The organism is Bartonella sp. AA168HLJHH, assembly GCF_042197365.1.
In the GTDB taxonomy this organism is placed as follows: Bacteria; Pseudomonadota; Alphaproteobacteria; order Rhizobiales; family Rhizobiaceae; genus Bartonella.
Window position 1 is genome coordinate 44476 of sequence record NZ_JBHIRS010000010.1, and the last position, 21095, is coordinate 65570.

The window sequence follows — 21095 nt, forward strand, 5'->3', positions numbered from 1 at the left end:
ACAACGGGAAAAGAGCACTTCGCAACATATTCTGACAGAATTGAAAGTAAAATACAATGAAATATACCAAAACACAAATGGTACTCATTTTAACACCGATCGCTTTAGGTGCTTTAACGATATTCCTTGTCCCTCATTTTTTATTGTTTATAACAAATGGACTAAAAAGCGATCAAATTTATTGGACACTTCGTTCTGAGCCTTTATTAGTCTTAGCACTAACGGCTGCTGTTTCATTGTTGTATAGTCTCTCGCAAAAACTGCACCTGCGTAAAATGATCACTTTTGTCTCCGTTGTCTTTTTTGGAACAACCGCTCTTTACTATATTAGTGGTGAAATAAAACGTTTAAGTCCCTATGTTGGCCAACAAGGAATAACATGGGGCTATGCTCTTCAATTCATGGACCCCATGGTTGTTTTTGGCATCATCATTGGTGTTTTTTTTTCCATCATTCAATTCGTAACAACCCTTCCCCCTAAAAGTAAGGTCAAGCGTGCAAAAAAAGGTATTTTTGGTGAGGCCGCTTGGATGAATTTAAGAGAGGCAGCAAAAATCTTTCCTGCCAATGGGCAAATTGTTGTGGGTGAAAGATACCGTGTCGATCAAGATAATGTGTGCAACATTCCCTTTGCACCTGGCAATAAAACAACATGGGGAAAGGGTGGAACAGCCCCTTTGCTAACCTTTAATCTTGATTTTGGTTCAACTCATATGATCTTTTTTGCTGGTTCTGGTGGCTATAAAACAACAAGTACAGTAGTTCCCACGTGTTTAACCTATCCAGGGTCTATTATTTGTCTTGATCCTTCAACAGAAGTTGCCCCAATGGTCAAATTTGCGCGTCAAAAAATGGGAAATAGAAATGTCATTGTTCTCGATCCCAACTCATTGTTAACAAAAAACTTTAATGTCATCGATTGGCTTTTAGACGACAGCGTACCACGCACACAACGCGAAGCAAATATTGTAAGCTTTTCAAAGTTGCTTCTTACAGATAAAAAATCAGATAATTCTTCAGCGGAATATTTCTCAACACAAGCCCATAATCTATTAACAGCTCTTCTTGCTCATGTTGTATTTTCTGATGAATATGAAGACAGCGAGCGCAATTTAAAAACATTGCGTGGTATTCTCTCTCAATCAGAAACAGCTGTTGTTAATCAATTACGCATGATTCAAGAAACAACACCTTCTCCTTTTATTCGTGAAATGGTTGGTATTTTTACAGAAATGGCAGAGCAAACCTTTTCAGGGGTTTATACCACCGCCTCAAAAGACACCCAATGGCTTTCTTTATCCAATTATGCAGATCTTGTCTGCGGAGATGATTTTTTTTCCTCAGATATTACCAATGGCAATACAGATGTTTTTCTCAATCTCCCCGCAAGCATTTTAAACAGTTATCCTGCTATTGGACGTGTGATTATTGGCGCCTTTCTCAATGCCATGGTTACAGCAGACGGTAACTATAAAAAGCGTGTTTTATTTGTCTTAGATGAAGTTGATCTTTTAGGCTATATGAATATTTTAGAAGAAGCCCGCGACCGTGGACGTAAATACGGTACATCCTTGATGCTCTTCTATCAATCCTCTGGCCAGTTGGTCAACCACTTTGGAGAAGCAGGAGCACGTTCATGGTTTGAAAGTTGTTCCTTTGTCAGCTATGCTGCCATTAAAGATCTCCAAACTGCCAAAGACATTTCAGAACGCTGTGGCCAAATGACCGTTGAAGTAACCGGAACAAACAAATCAAGAGGTTTATCTTTAGGAAAGAGTTCATACAACGTCAATTACCAACAAAGAGCCCTGATTTTACCCCACGAAGTTATTCAAGAAATGCGTCAAGATGAACAAATTATTCTGATGCAAGGACAACCCCCTTTACGTTGTGGTCGAGCGATCTATTTTAGAAGAAAAGAAATGTTAGCCGCAGCTGCAAAAAACCGCTTTGCTCCACAAAAGAAAAACTAAAAAACACCCTCTAATGGAGGCAATGCATCAAAACAAAAACATCAAAGGATAAAAGCAGAGATTCTATCTCATAAAAGCCTATAAAGAAGGAATTCCCGCTTGATACAACAAGAAAAATATGGGGAAAAGTCTTTAAATGATGGTATTATGCCTGTGCTTACCAATGCCAATTTTCTTTATAAAGCACTCTCCTCATCTCCAAATAATAAATACCAATCATATCTATGCCTTGAGAATCCTATCAGGAAACTTTTGAAGGCACCGCTTTCATAGGGAAATTTTTCTACAAAAAAATTAAAAGACAATATGCATGAAAACAACCCAAATGAACCATTCTCTCTCAGTAAAAGAAAAAAGTGCCAAGATAAAGATTGATACACTCAAAAACACCTACGAATTTGAGGGATTTTTTCCTCACCCAAGTCTCAACATCTCAAAACAATATGCGTGGGGGATTTTCAAACAAAAAGTTTAACACACTCTCATAGACAATGTAACATTATAAGGAATGTAACAATGCCCAAAGCAAAAGAAAAAACAAAAGGAATTCCCTCACCCCATAATTATATCTATCTTGGTACCCAAATTCTCAAAAATAGATATGGAGAAACAGATTTAAAACGTTTTCTGGAAAAATGCTCACATGATAGGCAAAAAGCCATGATCAATCTGCGTGCAGAACCCCTGCCAGAATATTTTAATTCAACTTATCTATGCCATATCCACCAACAATTGTTTAAAAATACCTTTGTATGGGCTGGACATCTGCGCCATATCCCCTTCGCATTTACAGACGATAGCATTGCCGCCATGCCAGAAATGAAAAGAATGGAATGGGGCAATAATTTTGCAACCGGTGAAGAAATCCCTGAACTCTTACAAAAATTAGATCAAACGCTTGCCGAAAAAGACAATTTGCAAGGCTTAACACGCGAAGAATTTGTCAAGGAAGCAACGAGTCTATTTTATTCTCTTCACAAAATCCACCCATTCATAGATGGCAATGAGCACACAGAACAAGTCTTTTTTGAAAATCTTGCCAAAGCTGCAGGACATCAGCTTGACTTTTCGCTTGTCACACAAAAACGTATGATGGCTGCCTGTAGCGAAGCAATGCAATATAGCAATACACAACTGTTGAAAGATCTTTTTGAGGATATCTCCAATCCCCCCAAAATACGTCTTTTAAAAGAATTTATGGACCACGTAAACAATACGGGACGCAACGTGGATGATCGCCTTGTTATAGCAACAAAGGCAGGAGAAACCTATATAGGAACTTATAAAGGTTGTTATTCAGAAAGTTTTATACTCGATATGCAAGGAACTTACATCATTGGTAGCAAAGATGATCTCACACCAGAACGATTAAAAACATTAAAACCTGGTGATATCATTACCTTTACCGCCCCCAACAGCAAAGAGCTTGAAAACACGCTTATTCCAAAAGAAACATTAGCGCCTCTCACAAAAAGTGAATGTGCCAAAACAGTTGCGCTAGATAGTTACGTTCTCAAAGCTCAAAAGCAAGTCCGAGCTTACGCAAAAACTGTTTATGGTGACGCAAACGTATTAAACGAACAGATAGAAGAGATTATTAAAAATCCAGAATTAGGCAGACAGTTTGCTAATCAGATTAAACAGGCACCGCACTCTGTTTCTCCTCTTGCAGGTTTTAGTATATGCGGTCTACAAAATCCGGCACGTGTACACGCTCGAAATTATCTTGATGTGCTCTCTCTTGCAATTGAGAATTATGTGTATACTGTAGAAGCTACCTATAATATAGTCACTCGAGACCATAAAATTAAACAAGAACGCCTTGGAAAAGCGGTAGAGAATCCCAGTCAAAACTTGCAAAATATTTTTGCTTTATCACCGGAAAAACAAAGAGAAATCTTGTCTCAATCTCCTCAATTATACCAAGAGCTCCGTACTTTTATAAACAGTTTAGAACATCGTCTCTCATCAAACGAATGTAGTGCGATCACAAACAAAGATTATGAAACACTTGCACAAAGTATTGGTATATCAGAACAGAAAGCACGAGAAATTACCGACATTGTTCAAAAAGCAAGGAACACTCATAGCCAATTCTACACACGCACACAAAATCGTTCAAATACACTTGCTATGGCCAACTAAAAAATATGAAACTTTGTTTTTTTGATTTAAACACCTATGTGAAAGAGATATTTTAATATTCTTATCATACATGCAAAAAACAGACTACTTAGGCGCCCTACCACCAATTTTGCACATAGCATATACACCATATCCAAAGCAATTGGACAGGATAATTGTTAATTCCTTTTAAACGTCATGATTACTACCGACGAAAGCTACAAAAGCCTATTTTATTTGTCTTAGATGGAGTCGATTTTCGTGGTTATATGAATATTTTAAAAAGAGCACTCATTTTACCCCACGAAGTTATCCGAGAAATGCGTCAAGATGAACAAATTATTCTGATGCAAGGCTCCCCTTCGCGATGTGGTTGCGCCATCTATTTCAGAAGGAAAGAAATGTTAGCCGCAGCTGCAAAAAACCGCTTTGCTCCACAAAAGAAAAACTAACTTCCTATTATGAGATCTTGACTATGAAAAGACCAACCACAAAAACAACATACATTTCTATTTTTTAAAAACCCGTTAACAAAAAGTTTTTGACCGCTTCTTCACACATAAGGAAAACATGATAAAAAATCCGTGTGTTTTCCTTTTTGTATTTTGTGTATCGTTTTACCAGTACCATCGTCTTTACAAGAAAGTCCACCCCCCTCAAATCACCTATAACCAAACCAACATTTCCACTTGAGAACGTCCTGCAAATACATTCCTACAAAGCTTTTTGTTTATAATTTATCCCCTACAAACAAGCAAAAACATTTCACAACGCTAATCACCAATATCAAGACTTAAAAAAAACGGTTGATCTTTGAGACAACAACTCTCAAAACACCTACACTCAAGAACATCGATTTTTTCCCAAAAAATATTTAAGATATACATCAAAATGAATAAATCATTCTTATACAAGCTTTTCCCCCTTTACGATATCATAAAGTGTTCTATTTTAATGATAAAGCGCTGAAAAAGGCTTTTCTCCCCAACCCAAGAAAGGGTTTCCTCTCTTATGGATCTTAAAGCAGCGCAATATAATAAGAGCAACAATACAAAAATAAAAAACATTTTGTTGCAAAAATACACAAAAGAGATGTTCGTATGGCAAGATATTCATATGGAACAATAAGAAAAACATAATGGAGAAAAATTTTTGATGACTGCTTTTGCCCATAGATTCACCAATCTGAGAGCTGTGTATGAAAAGTACCAGCACCATCCGCTAACCAAGAGCGATTACACCCGCTATATCCACGCTCCTCATCAAAGCGCTCTTGCAAACAACTTTGTTAAAGGAAAAAACAACAATTTTAAGCAACATTTTTCTTTTTGACCTCTTCCTTACACCTCAAAAAACGAAGATTTTACCCAGAGTCAATTTTATAGAAAATCCATTTTCTGACCACTCATGGGCTTCATATCAGCATCCTAAATACCAGCATTTTACAGTACAAGATAATAAACAAAGGAAACATCAGAAAAGCTTTTCAAAAGCATCACAAAACGATTGATACATCCCATACACTGGAGGGAAAAGTGCTCCCTCTCATAACAACCAAAATCTCAAAAGAATACGCGAAGGGGAATTTTTCACATGCAGCGTTTAAGACGCTCATCAACCATCACCCTACCTACTTAGGAGAGATTACATGTTAGAGCAAAATTATCTATATAAAGGAACCAAAACACTCAAAAATAAATATGGCATCAAAGACCCTAAAAAACTGTATCAACGCAGTACCCATGACGTCACTAAAGCAGCCGTCAATTTTCGCCATGAACCACCCCCACGAAAATTTGATTTCACTTATTTAAAATTAATCCATTGGAGCCTCTTCCACGAAACTTTTGAATGGGCGGGCCACACCCGTGATACATCCTTTACATTTGAAGACGGCACCTCTGCCCATATGCCGGCGATGCGTCCCAAAGGTTATGAAATTCCTTTTGCTATTGGACCGCAGATTCAAAAAGAACTCACACAACTCGAAAAAACACTTAATGAAAAGAACAATTTAAAAGGTTTATCGCGCCAAGAATTTGCTGAAAGTGCCGCTGATGTTTTTATGGCGCTCGAGCACGCACATCCTTTTAGAAAAGGCAATGGGCGCGTCAATCGAATGTTTATGGAAAAACTTGGACAAGCCGCAGGACATACCATTGACTTTTCTTTCATCACAAAAGGACGCATGACAACAGCTTGTATTGAAGCCATGCAATATGGCAATTCCCAACCGATGAAAGATCTTTTTGAAGATATCACCCATCCGCAAAAATCCCTTGTTTTAAAAGAATTCGTCTCCCAAATGAGAAACGCTGGACTGGATGAAATTAACGATCGTGTTGTTGTTGCAGCAAAGGAAGATGTAACCTATGAAGGCGTCTTTAGAGGTTTTTCAGCAGAAGGTTTTGTCATGGAAATAGAAGGGGCTTTCGTCGTCGGACACAAAGATGATCTCACCCCAGAACTCGTCAAAACATTACAAAACGGTGCCCGCCTCTGCTTTCAAAAAACCAACGTTCAAAGCTTAAAAGAAACACTGATCCCAAAAGAAACTTTAGCCCCTCTTACCCATGAAGAGTTATTTGAAAGGATTTCAAATGACGCTTATGTTGAAGCATGCCGAAAAGAAATCGAAAATTTATCAAAGACTGTTTATGGTAAAACCCAGTCCTTAAAGACAAAATTGGATATCATAACGGCAGCTCCAAACTTAGGAAATCAGTTTGCCGATGAAACTCTACAAAACCCTCAATCAATTTCTAAATTTGCTGGGAGTAAAATACTTGGCATGAAAAGTTCAAATCGCAGACAAGCCGAACAAGCTGTTCCACAACTCAGCCAAGCCCTTAAAAATTATGGCGCAATAACACAACAAACAAAAGATGCAATTCTAGAGCAACACCAAAGAGAACAAAATCGCCTGAACCACACTGTCGAAAAACCTGGAAAAAATTTACAAAACCTTTTTGTCTTACCAGAAGAACAACAAAGGGAAGCTTTATTGCATTCTCGTTCACTGCGACAAGAACTCCATACCTTTTCACGACAACTACACAATCGTCTATCCTCAGAAGATCGTAAAGCCATACAAGAAAAAGATTATACCAGACTAGCTTGCCTCCTTGGGACATCGGAAAGCAAAGCAAAAGAAATTGCGAATACTGTAAAGAACACCCAAGAAGCACAATGCCAAGCTCGCAGCTTGAAAGTTAGTCGTTCCTCATCGCTGGCTCTTACCGGCTAAAAACGCGTGAACTTTTGCCTTCCAACAGAACTCTTTATACCAATCATTTTATCTCCATTACGCCCACCAATTGTTTTAAAATGTTACAAAAGATAGTCCTAAAAATGAATCCTGTAATCTACTATAACTTATTGATAATATTTCATAAAAAAACTGTATAAAAGACATAAATGTCCATTACATATCAATATGAATAGCGCGAAGTCTTTGGAGACCATTCAGTTTGATATTCTTCTTTTGTCTTAAAAAATATCAAAAAGTGGGAAATGCGCCAAAGAGGTTTTCTAAAAATATTGAAAGGAAACAGCCATGAAAAAAAGTCACCCAAGCCCTTCTACCAATGTAGAGGAACTAAGACAACAAATTGACCAACAAAACCTAGAAGCTTCTAATGTAGAAGACCTCTACGCAAAGGTTAATAAACCACCTAAAGAACAGCGCACCTCACCTCAATATACACTTCAACAACCACCAGAAACGGTTTATGCTCCCAAAAAGCCACTTGACCAACAAAACCTAGGAGCTTCTAATGTAGAAGACCTCTACGCAAGGGTTAATAAGCCACCCAAAGAACAGCGCACCTCACCTCAATATACACTTCAACAACCATCAGAAACGGCCTATGCTCCCCAAAAGCCACTAGGAAATCCCTATGACAGACTTGGTGAAAGACCAAGTGATGGGCGACGCACCGACGGACTCGTAAACCCCTATTCAATAACGGATCTGGCGGCGCAAGGTTGGCAAACACCCTACGACACAGTTGGTGAAGGTGCACAGGGTGGACGACATCCCCAAGAACCAAAACATTTCTATGCAGAGCTTGAAGTTGGTGAAAATGGTAGGCACTCTCCCCAAAGACCACTCGAATCCGTCTATGCAACGGTTGGCATGGGAGCTGAAGGCGGGCAAGAATCTGAACAACTAGAAAATCCCATCTATCAAGGCGTTGGCGGAGGCAGAATCTCCCCTCCCAGAACCCCAAAAGATGTGGTTACAACAAAGCTTTTAACAAGCGTAGACTTTCAATATGGTGTAAGAGAAACGCAAGAATGGTGCAGAGTTGTTTATGGTAACGAACATGCTTTGAATCAACAACTGGCTAAGATTCTTGACGACCCTCAAAATGCAGAAAAAGTCTTATGGAGCCTTGCAGAAAATCCTGAAAGCGCTGGTAAGCTTGCAGGTCACAAAATACTTGGTGTAAAATCTCTAAGCCGCAGAGAAGCTGAAGATGGTTTTCGTCCTCTTTGCTCAGCTCTTGAGAGACATATACATAATACACAAAAGCTCCATAAAAAGTTTACACGGGAGCATGAAAGAGAAAGAGGTCAAAGACACGAAAGTCCAGAAAGAGATACAGAACACAGACATCACCACCATCATCATCGTCACGCAAGAGGACAAGAACAAAATAGTCCAGAGCACAGCCCACAACAACAAAGACATGGAGAAAAAGGAATGGCTTTTGCCATGTAAGGGGAGCATAAACATAAAAACAGATAGTTTTTGTTTTTCATGTAATCTTTTTTTCAGTGAGTTTCTTGGTGCAAATCATTTTATCGTGATTGCACCAAGAGTTGTTTTAAAATATTACAAAAAATAGTTCTAAAAAAGAATCCTATAATTTATCATAACTTATTGATAAAATTTCATAAAAAAACTGTATAAAAGACATAAATGTTCATTACATATCAATATTGAATAGCGCGAAATCTTTGGAGGTCATTCGGTTGGATATCTTCCTTATATAAAAGTTATCAAAACTAAAAGTGGGGAATGCACCAAAGAGGTTTTCTAAAAATATTGAAAGGAAACATGTATGAAAAAACATCATCCAAGCCCTTCTGCAAATCCAGAAGCCCTCTATGCAAAAGTTAATAAACCAACCAGAGGAAACCAGCGCGGTCCAACCCCAGAAGAGGAAGTTCTATACGCATCAGTTAGCACCTCTTCCCCTCCTTCAAGAGACAGACATCATGCTCAAAGGAGTGAAGATCCTGAAACCGACTATACAACGGTTGCTTCTCCAAGACATGAAACTGATGTTCTATACGCATCAGTTAGCAGCGTTACCCCTTCTTCAAGAGGTAAACATCAAAGGACAGAAGATCCTGAAACCGACTATACAACGGTTGCTTCTCCAAGACACGAAACTGATGTTCTATACGCATCAGTTAGCAGCGTTACCCCTTCTTCAAGAGGTAAACATCAAAGGACAGAAGATCCTGAAACTGACTATACAACGGTTGCTTCTCCACAACAAAGAGGAAGATCTTCATCTTCCCTCACAACGGAACAAATAAGTGTCATGCTTTTAAAAAATCCACACGTCCAAGCACATGCAGAAGAGATCATGCATTGGGGTAAGATTGTTTATGGCAATGACAAGCTTTTCCAAGAACACTTGCAAGGAATACTTACAGATCCCAGTAAAGGAAAAGAGCTTTCAGATCGACTTGCTGAAAATCCTGAATCTATGCATAAGCTCGCTGGCCATTCCGCACTTGGCATAAAAAGTCAAGCACGCAAAGCAGCTGAAGACGGTTTTAAACCGCTCATTGATGCCATTGATGGTTATACAAAAGCTGTACAAGACGCAACAACAAGACTATCGCAAACCCCTATGGCAGAACAAAGACGTCGTCAAGAAAATTCTCAGCAAGTTGAGAGACACCATCATCATCGTCATCATCACGCAAGAGGACAAGAACAAAATAGTCCAGAGCACAGCCCTCAACGACAAAGACATGGAGAAAAAGGATTTTCTTATGCCATGTAAGGGGCATAAACATAAAAACAGATAGTTTTTGTTTTTCATGTAATCTTTTTTTCAGTGAGTTTCTTGGCGCAAATCGTTTCATCGCGATTGCGCCAAGAATTGTTTTAGAATGTTACAAAAAATAGTCCTAAAAATGGCGCCTGTAATTCACGATAACTATTGATAACTTATTGATAATATTTCACAAAAAAACTGTATAAAAGACACAAATGTCCATTAAGCTGATTGCAAATAGCGCAGATCTTTGGAAGCTCATTCAGCTCGATATTTCTTTTGTCTCAAAGCGATCCAAGCATAAAAGGCAAGAATGCACCAAAGAGGTTTTCTAAAACAATTTTTGAAAGGAAACATGCATGAAAAAAAAACACCCTCATCCTTTTCCATCCTCTTCAATACAAGAACTTATAAAGCTCTATGAACAAGCGGCGGCAGAAGTCTCAGGCGCAGCCCCCTTTCCTAAAGAAACACCTTCAAAAAGCAAAAGACTGTCATCCATACCGGAAGAAGATGAGGAAAGACAATCTCTTTTAAGCGAAGAAACTGTACATGCATCAACAAACCCAACAGCTTCGTTAACAAGAGGCAGCTCTACCAAAAGGCAGCAAAAACCTGAAACGACACACTCAACAGTTACTTCACAAATTACCCAAAGAGCAACAAGAGTTCTCTCAGAGGAAGAAATCATTCTATTGCTTCCACACCATTCATTGGTTCGAACCTATCAAGAAGAAATCCAACATTTATCCGCAAAAGCCTATGGCAATCCAAATATTTTGCAAGAAAAAATGCAGGAAATTCAAAAAAATCCTGCTGCAGGAGAGGAGCTCTCATGGCGCATGGCAGCTCATCCTGAAAGCATCACTAAACTTTTCGGCACCAACATGTTGGGCTTTAAAAATCGAACGCGTAGACAAGCAGAAGAAAGTTTTTCCGCTCTATGCATTGCTATTGATTGTTATACAGAAGCTGTAAAACAGGCAAGAGAGAGCCTCGTACAATCTCCAGAGCAAGAACTCAAAAACTATGAACGCTTAATGGGGAAGGAAGCCGTCGCTAAACTTCTGCAAAAACCAGATCATCGTGAAAAAGAAACTCTTTCAGAGACAGAAATTTCTACCCAAATTCAACAACATTCAAAAGTCAAAAGACACCGCGCCCAAATCCAATATTGGTGTAAAGTTGTTTTTGGGAACGAAAACATTTTGCAATCACAAACAGAAGAGCTTTTCCAAAACCCTGAAACAATAGAAGCACTCGCACAGCAACTTGTCGGAAATCCTCAATCTTTTCACAAGTACGCTGGTCATAACTTTTGTGGCTTTAAAAATCAAGCACGCAGACATGCTGAAGCGGGTCTTTCTCACCTCATTGACGCCGCTGACAATTATGCAACAGCTGTAACACAAGTAAGAGAGAGCCTTTCAAAAACTCAGCAGACAAAACAAGGACACAATGAAGCATCTTCTGAGAGAGCGAAAATCTTGCATCAACAACAAAGCGTCTCACAGTCTGCTCAACGCGTTGAGCTTTCAACAGTAACGCATGAAGGAGCAACAACCTCTACTCAACAAAGAGAAACAGATATTCGTCCTCGCAAAACTGCCGCCCCAAAAGCGATGGCTTTTGCCAGCTAAACAGACATAAGTTTTCACGTTGAATCCAACGTCTTGGCGCAACCATAGCAGAGGTGATTTGCGCCAAGAAATGGAGAAATTCATTCCTCCACTACTTAATCTCAGCTATTGATCAAACAATATTTAGAGAGTGATCATGATCTGCACTAAGAGAGTCAAATCTTGTGAAACTTCTCAGTTTCATATCCTCTCTCATAAAAGCAAATGAAAAAGCATAAAACAGAATAAAAACCAACGTACATTTTTAAATAGTATTTAAAAACAATATTGGAAGAGTTTGAAAGGAACATGCATGAAAAAAAGAAATCCCTCCCCTTTTATCACCGAAATGATGGAAAAATTTCAACAACCGGCTGAACAATCCCCCACCAGAACCCCTCCTTCCCAAGTTTCTCAAAGTTTGCCAAAACCAACTGTACAAAAACGCCCAGAAAATTTATCACACCACCCAAAAGTTGCTCCACCACCACCCCCTCGTATGAAAAGCCCAATGCAAACCAACACAATGCCTCTTAACGCCAAAAACCAAGAGACGCCTCCCCCACAAAAAAAAGCAGCTCCACCAAAACCTCCGCGTGTAAAAGAGAGACAACAACATAAACAAACAGTTCAAGAGTCCCCCTCCCTACAGACAAAAGTGGCTCCGCCCCCTCCTCCACGCATGAGAGAAAAAGCACAAACCGGCACAACAATCTCCCACTCAAAAAACCAAGAAAGCTCCTCCACACACACAAAAGCAGCTCCACAAAGACCCCCACGTGCAAAAGAGAGGCAACAACATAAACCAACAGTTCAAGAGTCCCCCTCCCTACAAACAAAAGTGGCTCCGCCCCCTCCTCCACGCATGAGAGAAAGAGCACAAATCGGCACAAAAATCACCAGCTCACAAATCCAAGAACATTCCTCTCCGCACACAAAAGCAGCTCCACAAAGACCTCCACGCGCAAAAGATAAGCAACAAAACAAAACAACAGCTCAAGAGGGAGAACATCTCTATGCAACGCCTGCTCCGCAAACACCCCCACGCATGAGAGACAGAGTGCAAAACGGCACAAAAATCCAAAATCCTGAAACACACGAACCAAGTGTTAGACCCAAAACACCATCACATATGAAAGTCAGGCAGCAAAGCAGTTCATCATCACAAGACAGTGGAACATATGCCATCCCGCCTTCAAGAAAATCGCACCGTATGGAAAACAGAAAACAAAGCGATACTGTCGTCCAAAAGCCTGCCTCTCCACACACAGCAATTGAACAACCAAAACCGTCTCACGAACAAAAACCATCTATTAATACAATGGAAAGAGAGCTATTGCTCGTAGCATATCAAGAAGAGATACGATTTTTGTGCAAAAAGGTTTATGGCGACCGACTTATTTTAGAAGAAAAAATTGCAGAAATTAAAGAAAACCCTGATATGGGAGAACAACTCTTATGGGATGTTACAGAACAGCCTAAGTCTATTTCTAAGCTTGCTGGTAGAAAAGTTCTTGGCATAAAAAATCATGCGCGCAAACAAGCTGAAGAAGCCCTTCCCACCCTATGTGCTGCCATTAACGGTTATGTGTATACTTCAAAATATACAAAAAGTGAAAATATTTTACAAGGTTCTCACACGGAACAACAACATCAGCGACAAGCACAAGAGGAAGAGCTAACAAATCAACATTTACAAAATCCGCTCAATTCAGAAAAGAAAATAAAGCCTCTCTCAAATGAGGAAATTGCCCGCAGAGTTCAAAAAGATCCATCGGTTCAATATGGTCAAAGAGAGATCCAATATTGGTGCCAAATTGTTTATAAGGATCCATTTATTTTGCAATATAGACTAGAAGATATGCACAAAATTCCAGAGATGGGAGAAGAGCTTGTATTTCAAATTGAAAAGGATTCTACATCTTTTGCTCCACTTGCTGGTAGAAAAAACCTTGGCGTAAAAAACGGAGCACGCAAAGCTGCTGAAGAAAATCTTCCTACCCTTTGTACCGCCATTAAGGATTATGCTGATACGATAAAACAGTTAAGAGAAACCATTGTGCAAAACCATCAGGAAGAACAACAAAAACGTCATCAACCACTTACCGATCTCGATAAAAAATTACAAAAGCAGCAAAGCTTATCGCAGCCCCCGAAGCTGCCTGAACGCTCAACAGCAAAGCGGCATCAAGAAGTTGCAGCAACTTCTAGACAAGAAGACCAGCCGCATGTTCGACCGCGCAGAGCCGAAACATCAAAAGCAATGGCTTTGTCGTGATAAATCTCCTAATTGTTGGCTTTTTATCCAAAACTTTGGTGCAATTATCTTGCCAAGATTGCACCAAAGACGGTGTATGAAATACAGAAATTTTTGAATAAGACACCCCATTATTTTACAGAATTCATTGATAAAATTTCACGATAATACTTCAAAATTATAAACTTTAACTTTGTTCCATGCGAATAAGATCAATTTTTTCAATCATTCAAATAGGCATTCTTCTTTGAAGAAAACGCTATGAAAATAATATAAGGCAAAAAATGTAAACAAAGAAGATTTCAAAAATAATGTTACCATTTGAAAGGAAATATGCATGAAAGAAAACACAGAACATTGTGCCTCCTCTACACAGGAAGAATTGCAAGAACAACACTCTGTAATTAATGCAGCCATTTCAAAGCAAATCAATGAAAAAGCGCAAAATTTTTTCTACCCCAATAGCAAAGTGCTTAAAAATAAATACCGCATCAAAGATAAAGAAATATTAAAAGAATGCTGTTCTAATGATGTAAAAAAAGAAATGATAAAACTGCACCAAGAACCTCTACCAGAGCAGTTTAATGCCTCTTATCTAAAATACCTTCATCAACGCCTCTTTTCCCATGCATTTGAATGGGCCGGACAAACACGCGAAAAGCCTTTTACATTTGAAGATGGCACTGTTGCTTCTATGCCCATTTTGAAAAGAAAAGAATTTACAAAAACTTTTGCGATTGGCAGAAAAATACAGGAGGGACTAGAAAAGTTAGATAAAACGCTTGCTGAAAAGAATAATTTACAAGGCTTAACGCGCGAAGAATTCGTTGAACAAGCAGCTAGTATAATGATAGATTTGCACCACTTGCATCCTTTCAGAGAGGGCAATAGGCGCACAAAGAGACTGTTTGTTGAAAAACTCTCTCAAGCAGCAGGACATGAGCTAGACTTTTCTCTTGTGAGCAAAAAACGTAAAGACTTTGTCCGCGCCGCTGCCATGGAACATGGCAACCCAGAGCCTATGAAGCATCTGCTTGAAGATATCTCAAATCCAGAAAAATTGCTCCTCTTACGAGAATTCACCAACTCTATGAGAGAGCTTGGATTGGATGAAAAAAATTATCATCTCGCTGTCGTTGCAAAAGAAGGAGAAACCTATCATGGTACCTATAGAGGCAGTGGACCCAATGGCTTCATGCTTGATGCCAACGGGATTTTCATCTTGGGAAATAAAAAAGATCTCACCCCAGAGCAAATACAGACATTAAAAATCGGTGATGCCCTCTCCTTTACAGCACAAAAAGTTCAAAACCCAGAAAAAACCCAGCAAAAAACATTGCTTCCAGAAGAAAAAGAAGAAAAAAGAGCCACTCTTAAAAACGATGAAATAACTGAAAAGAGCAAAGACAACGCATCCATTCAAACAAAGAAAAAAGAACAAGCCCATTTTTCACCGTGTATTGCCCCTCATGCTTTACATGACAGCGTTAAAGTTATGCCCCAAAGTTTGCAAGAACAAGAAAAAGAACAAATGGCACAACCAATTGCTCAATCGGCTTCCGCTATGAGGCAAATGCAAAAAGATTTTCAAAAAAACATTTTACAGAGCAGTAATACAGCGACAAATAATCCAATATCTGTCAAAATGACAAAGGAAACACGCTCTGATCATCAAGAAAGAACAAAACAGCCCCCAAAAAAAGCAATGGCATACTGGGATACTGGTACAAGAAAAACGGACACCGTCCCTCTCACCTTACAGGAGAAATTATCATCACCGCCTGAAACCGAAGAAAATAAGACAATACATCGTAATTTCTTTTATCCCAATAGTATCACCTTAAAGAATAAATATGGAATAAAAGACTATGGAAAATTAAAAGTGCAATGTGCCCATGATACAACAAAAGCAATCATTCATCTGCGCCAAGAAGCGCCACCACAAAAACTAACCTCCACATATCTCCAATATATTCATCACACCCTATTTAAAAATACTTTTGAATGGGCCGGACAAACACGCGAAAAACCATTTACATTTGAAGATGGTACCGTTGCTTATATGCCAATGATGAAAAAAGCTGGTATTTCTTTTGCCTCAGCAAAACAGATACAGGAGGGTCTAGACAATTTAGATAAAACACTTGCTGAAACGAATAGTTTAAAAGGCTTAACCCGCGAAACATTTATTGAACATGTCACTGAAATGTTGATACAACTCAACTATACGCATCCTTTCAGAGAAGGTAATGGACGCACACAACGAATGTTTTTTGAAAAACTTGGGCAAGTTGCTGGCCACACACTCGACTTTTCTCTTGTAACAGAAAAACGCATGAATCTTGCCAGCATTGCATCGCTAAAACATAAAGATAAAGAAGAAATGAAACATCTGCTTGAGGATATCTCAAATCCAGAAAAAATACTTATTTTAAAAGAATTCATGGACAGTATGAAACATATCGGGCTTGAGAGTATTCATCATCATCTTATTATAACAGCAAAAGAAGGTCATACCTATAAAGGCTTTTACAGAGGCAGTGGACCCAATGGCTTTATGCTTGATGCTAACGGAACTTTCATCTTGGGAAATAAAAAAGATCTCACCCCAGAGCAAATACAGACATTAAAAATCGGTGACGCCCTCTCCTTTACAGCACCAAAAATTCAAAACCAGCAAGAAGTGCTTATCCCCGCACAAACAATAGCCCCCCTTACCAACAATGAAATTGCCACAAGGATAAAAAACAACGTTTCCATTCAAGCAAGAAGAAAAGAAATAGAAACTTTGTGCCAAATCATTTATGGCAATCGTCATATTTTGCGGGAAAGAATTGAGATGATCCATGAAAATCATACTGAAGGAGAACAACTCACCTATCAAATTACCACCTCTCCCCAATCGATTTCTAAGCTTTCTGGTAGCAATGTATTTGGCATAAAAAACAACGCGCGCGCCCATGCTGAAGAAAATATTTTGCCCCTCTGTAGAGCCATTGATCGTTATATCAATATTTCTAAACAAACAGAAAGAGACATTCTCCATACCCATCATGTAAAACAAAGGCGGTGTGAACAGTCGGTAGAAATGCCTAAGGCTTGGATGAAAAATCTCCTTTCCTTGTCAAAAGCACAACAGCAAGAAATGTTATCAAACTCTCCTGAATTAAGGGGGGAGATAAGGACTTATATCAAAAAAATCAATGAGCGCTTATCTTCAAACGAGCATGAAGTTATAAAAGAAAATAATCCTGAAAGACTTGCGAAGAGTCTTGGCACATCAACCATTAAAGCAAAAGAGATTATGGAAATAATCAAGCAGATAAAAGAGATAGAACCGCATATACAACCCATGTATTTTTATAACCATAAATTCGATGAGCGCTTCGCACCAAACCAGTATCAATCTATCCAGCATCAATCTATAAAGAAAAACAATGAAAAAAAATGTTCCAACACCCTTGATAAAGAAGCAATTAAAGTGCAAAAAATGACAGAAAACGTCAATCAGAGTCCCAAAAGACAAGAAAATATTCAACCTCACAAAACGGCGCACGCAAAAGCAATGACAATGAATGTCTAAAAGGTTCATAAACTTTAACTTTTTCTCCCCCTCTGGTAAAAATGATAGCCTTTATCCCCTTGCCTTCATCGGCAAATCAATTGCACCTCAACGAGAATGGAAACCATGAGAGAGTAATTTTATCTTATTTCCTCAGATTTTATCCTCATCAACTGTGAAAAGAAACCTGAACAGCAAAAATGCTGTTGAAAGATCATATCTTCCTATCCTCTTGTTTATGTAATCTCTAAAACGGGAGGGCAGACAAATTTTGGGAGAACATAAAGCCGTAAAAGTGAAAAGTAATCACCAGTTTTACCATCACCTTTTAGCTTAGCCTTACGACTTTTTAAAACATCTAAAGCGCTGTTTTTTTTTAAATAATGAATAAATAATGGAAATTACGTATTGCTCCACGCTTTTATTTTATTTGCATTCTTTTAATAGGGGCACACCCCTCACATAAAACAGAACGGCATTGGGTTGCACTATTCACGACATCACACCATAAAGAGAAATTATCATTATATATCCCTACATGTCTCTTCAAACTGTTATGATATCACTCCCATATTTCAGTTTGAAAAAGAAATTTTAATTATTTTATGGCAACAATAAAAATTTTAATGCAACAGTAAACAAGGAGCATAAAAAAGTCTTCAAGCACCATTGTTGACAGAAAGATAAACACCGTCGTAAAACGCTTTCAAAAAGTATCCTTGATTAGGATAGAGATCAGATTTTTACGATTTAAAACGCTTTATTTCTCCTGTCATCGCTTCTCTTTTACAACAAAGTTGATATATCTTTATGACATTGATTAAAAAAATTGCAACAGTTGCTTCCGGAACCCTCATGAGCCGTATTTTTGGCTTCGTACGCGAAATGCTTATGGCAGCAGCACTAGGAACTGGTCCTGTTTCTGATGCGTTTAATGCTGCTTTCCGTTTTCCCAACACATTCCGCCGTTTTTTTGCTGAAGGTGCCTTTAATGCTGCTTTCATTCCTCTTTTTGCCAAAAAAATCACTGAAGATGGTCACGAAACGGCATGCAAGTTTGCAGAAGAGGTGTTTGGCGTTCTCTTTTCACTGCTCTTACTGTTAACGATTGCGATGGAACTCAGTATGCCTTTTTTGGTACGAACCATTATTGCTCCAGGTTTTACCGAAGATGCAACAAAGCTTAACGCCACAATTCATTTTACGGCGATCATGTTTCCCTATTTAACCTGCATGTCGCTTGCTGCCATGATGGGGGGCATGCTTAATGCACTGCGACGCTATTTTATTGCCGCCATTGCCCCACTCTTTTTAAACATTATTCTGATTGGTGTGCTTGCCTATGCTTGGATCTATAAACTTGACGCTTGGCATATCGGTTTAAATCTCTCTTGGGGTGTATTGGCAGCAGGTCTTATTCAACTCACCTTAATTGCCCTTGCTTTGCGTCAAAGTGGCATGAAAATTTCCTTCCGCCAGCCCCATTTAAGTCCTAATGTTCGTAAGCTATTAACTTTAGCATTCCCCGCAGCCATTACGGGTGGCATCACGCAAATTAATTTGCTTATTAATACCAATATTGCTTCTAGTCAATCGGGTGCTGTCTCTTCTTTGATGTATGCTGATCGTCTTTATCAATTGCCTTTAGGCGTAATCGCCATTGCCGTTGCAACCGTTCTTTTACCAGAATTAACACGCGCTTTGCGAAGTAAAAAGCATGAAGAAACCCACCATTTACAAAACCGCTCTATTGAATTAACGCTATTTTTAACACTTCCAGCATCCATCGCTTTTTTGCTGCTCTCCACTCCCATAGTCAGTTTGCTCTTTGAGCGAGGACAATTTACCAGTCAATCAACACACCATGTTGCACAATTACTAGAGCTTTATGGACTAGGACTTCCAGCTTTTGTTCTTATTAAGGTCTTTATTCCTAATTTTTTTGCCCATGAAGATACCAAAACACCGATGATTTTTACAGGTATTTGCGTTTTTATCAATATCGGTCTCGCCTTAACATTATTTCCTATTCTATCTGCACGAGGCATTGTTATTGCTGAAATTACCTCTGGATGGGTCAACACACTGTTGCTTTGGGGGGTCCTTATCAAACGCGGTTATTGGAAATACGACTTCCAACTGATAAAGCGAATATTATGTCTCATGATGGCAACTCTTTTGAGTGCACTAGCCCTCTATTACGGATTGAATGTGCTTGGTTTTTTGTCTTTTCCTTTATCCTCACAAGCATCCTTTTTCTTGCGCGCGATCACCTTAGTAGGGATTATGCTCGGCATATTCTTGATCTATTTTAGTGCCTATTTTTTATTCAACACCCGTTCCTTTTTTCACACGCTTAAAAATTTGAAAAAACGCTCATAATATCTATACTTTGTCAAAAACAATAAAATGAATAACCTTAATTGAAGAAAGAGCACTCCTATGGATACCTTCACACCACTTGTCTTTTCCGGCGTACAACCGAGTGGTCACTTACATCTTGGCAATTATCTTGGAGCCATTCAGCATTGGGTTGAACTGCAAAACTCTCATCACTGCCTCTATTGTGTTGTGGATATGCATGCGCTCACCGTCAACCCAGATCCCCTTACTTTACGCGAATCCACCAGAACAGTGACAGCAGCCTTTTTAGCCGCCGGTATCGATCCTCAAAAACATATTATTTTTAATCAATCACGTGTTTTTCAACATGCTGAACTCGCCTGGATTTTAAATTGTGTTGCCCGCATTGGCTGGCTTCAACGCATGACACAATTTAAAGATAAAGCGGGAAAAGATCGTGAAAAAGCATCCCTCGGGCTTTTTGCCTATCCCACTTTGATGGCTGCTGATATTTTAGTCTATCGTGCAACGCATGTTCCAGTGGGTGAAGATCAAAAACAGCATGTTGAACTCACACGCGATATTGCACAAAAATTTAACAACGACTATGCACAGCGTATTGCCGAATTAAATTTTGGCGTCTCTATGCAAACGGATGAAGAAAAAAGACAAGGCTTTTTTCCCCTCCCAGAGGCGCTTATTGGAACAACAGCCACACGCGTTATGTCTTTGCGCGATGGGACGAAAAAAATGTCAAAATCAGATCCTTCAGATTTTTCACGCATTAATTTGACCGATGACGCTGATCTTATCGCAAAAAAAATACGCAAAGCCAAAACGGATTCGGCTCCACTTCCCGATACCCTTGCCGCTTTAAAAGAACGACCAGAAGTAGATAACCTGCTTGGTATTTATGCCGCCTTTGCCAAAGTTAGCAAAGAAAAGATTCTTTTAGAATTTTCTGGTCAACAATTTTCGCATTTTAAAACAGCTCTAGCCGACCTTGCCGTCCATAAGCTTGCCCCTATAACAGAGGAGTTACGTCGACTTCATCAAGAAAATGATTATATCGACTCTGTTTTGCATGATGGCGCTAAACGTGCTAGTATGCTCGCAGAAGAAAATATGAAAAAAATTCGTGAAATTATTGGATTTTTGCACGATACATAAAAATAATAAAACTAAAAACTGTAG

Annotated in this window: 10 protein-coding genes and 1 pseudogene; all 11 read left to right on the top strand. The window is 38.9% G+C overall.

Annotated features, from left to right (window positions below; all coding sequences use genetic code 11):
* Positions 1-56 precede the first annotated feature (56 nt).
* On the top strand, positions 57-1973 hold the full coding sequence (traG, locus tag ACFINM_RS07000; protein ID WP_375630151.1) for a Ti-type conjugative transfer system protein TraG: 1917 nt from the start codon (positions 57-59) through the stop codon (positions 1971-1973).
* Between the two features lie 516 nt (positions 1974-2489).
* Positions 2490-4118 (top strand): BID domain-containing T4SS effector, encoded by a 1629-nt coding sequence (locus ACFINM_RS07005; RefSeq protein WP_375640965.1) that lies wholly within the window; start codon positions 2490-2492, stop codon positions 4116-4118.
* Between the two features lie 248 nt (positions 4119-4366).
* Positions 4367-4549: pseudogene (locus ACFINM_RS07010) on the top strand (type IV secretory system conjugative DNA transfer family protein); the annotation flags it as partial.
* A 1196-nt stretch (positions 4550-5745) separates the two neighbouring features.
* On the top strand, positions 5746-7344 hold the full coding sequence (locus tag ACFINM_RS07015; protein ID WP_375640966.1) for a BID domain-containing T4SS effector: 1599 nt from the start codon (positions 5746-5748) through the stop codon (positions 7342-7344).
* 309 nt (positions 7345-7653) lie between these two features.
* On the top strand, positions 7654-8823 hold the full coding sequence (locus ACFINM_RS07020; protein ID WP_375640967.1) for a BID domain-containing T4SS effector: 1170 nt from the start codon (positions 7654-7656) through the stop codon (positions 8821-8823).
* Positions 8824-9166: 343 nt separating this feature from the next.
* Positions 9167-10126, top strand: coding sequence for a BID domain-containing T4SS effector (locus tag ACFINM_RS07025; protein WP_375640968.1), 960 nt, complete (start codon positions 9167-9169; stop codon positions 10124-10126).
* A gap of 353 nt (positions 10127-10479) precedes the next feature.
* Positions 10480-11760, top strand: coding sequence for a BID domain-containing T4SS effector (locus ACFINM_RS07030; RefSeq protein WP_375640969.1), 1281 nt, complete (start codon positions 10480-10482; stop codon positions 11758-11760).
* A 292-nt stretch (positions 11761-12052) separates the two neighbouring features.
* Positions 12053-14017 carry a BID domain-containing T4SS effector gene (locus ACFINM_RS07035; RefSeq protein WP_375640970.1) on the top strand — a complete coding sequence of 655 codons (1965 nt, stop codon included), beginning with the start codon at positions 12053-12055 and terminating at the stop codon, positions 14015-14017.
* Positions 14018-14333: 316 nt separating this feature from the next.
* Positions 14334-17579 (top strand): BID domain-containing T4SS effector, encoded by a 3246-nt coding sequence (locus ACFINM_RS07040; protein WP_375640971.1) that lies wholly within the window; start codon positions 14334-14336, stop codon positions 17577-17579.
* Positions 17580-18368: 789 nt separating this feature from the next.
* The gene (murJ, locus tag ACFINM_RS07045) at positions 18369-19940 is read left to right on the top strand and encodes a murein biosynthesis integral membrane protein MurJ (RefSeq protein ID WP_375621521.1); all 1572 of its coding nucleotides are present in this window, start codon (positions 18369-18371) and stop codon (positions 19938-19940) included.
* A 60-nt stretch (positions 19941-20000) separates the two neighbouring features.
* On the top strand, positions 20001-21071 hold the full coding sequence (gene trpS / locus ACFINM_RS07050) for a tryptophan--tRNA ligase (protein WP_375640972.1): 1071 nt from the start codon (positions 20001-20003) through the stop codon (positions 21069-21071).
* The last annotated feature ends 24 nt before the right edge of the window (positions 21072-21095 follow it).

What these genes read in the sequence shown, in the direction of transcription:
- ACFINM_RS07020 (WP_375640967.1), top strand. Translation starts at nt 7,654, where the DNA reads ATGAAAAAAAGTCACCCAAGCCCTTCTACCAATGTAGAGGAACTAAGA.
- traG (WP_375630151.1), top strand. Translation starts at nt 57, where the DNA reads ATGAAATATACCAAAACACAAATGGTACTCATTTTAACACCGATCGCT.
- ACFINM_RS07005 (WP_375640965.1), top strand. Translation starts at nt 2,490, where the DNA reads ATGCCCAAAGCAAAAGAAAAAACAAAAGGAATTCCCTCACCCCATAAT.
- ACFINM_RS07015 (WP_375640966.1), top strand. Translation starts at nt 5,746, where the DNA reads ATGTTAGAGCAAAATTATCTATATAAAGGAACCAAAACACTCAAAAAT.
- ACFINM_RS07035 (WP_375640970.1), top strand. Translation starts at nt 12,053, where the DNA reads ATGAAAAAAAGAAATCCCTCCCCTTTTATCACCGAAATGATGGAAAAA.
- ACFINM_RS07025 (WP_375640968.1), top strand. Translation starts at nt 9,167, where the DNA reads ATGAAAAAACATCATCCAAGCCCTTCTGCAAATCCAGAAGCCCTCTAT.
- murJ (WP_375621521.1), top strand. Translation starts at nt 18,369, where the DNA reads ATGACATTGATTAAAAAAATTGCAACAGTTGCTTCCGGAACCCTCATG.
- ACFINM_RS07040 (WP_375640971.1), top strand. Translation starts at nt 14,334, where the DNA reads ATGAAAGAAAACACAGAACATTGTGCCTCCTCTACACAGGAAGAATTG.
- ACFINM_RS07030 (WP_375640969.1), top strand. Translation starts at nt 10,480, where the DNA reads ATGAAAAAAAAACACCCTCATCCTTTTCCATCCTCTTCAATACAAGAA.
- trpS (WP_375640972.1), top strand. Translation starts at nt 20,001, where the DNA reads ATGGATACCTTCACACCACTTGTCTTTTCCGGCGTACAACCGAGTGGT.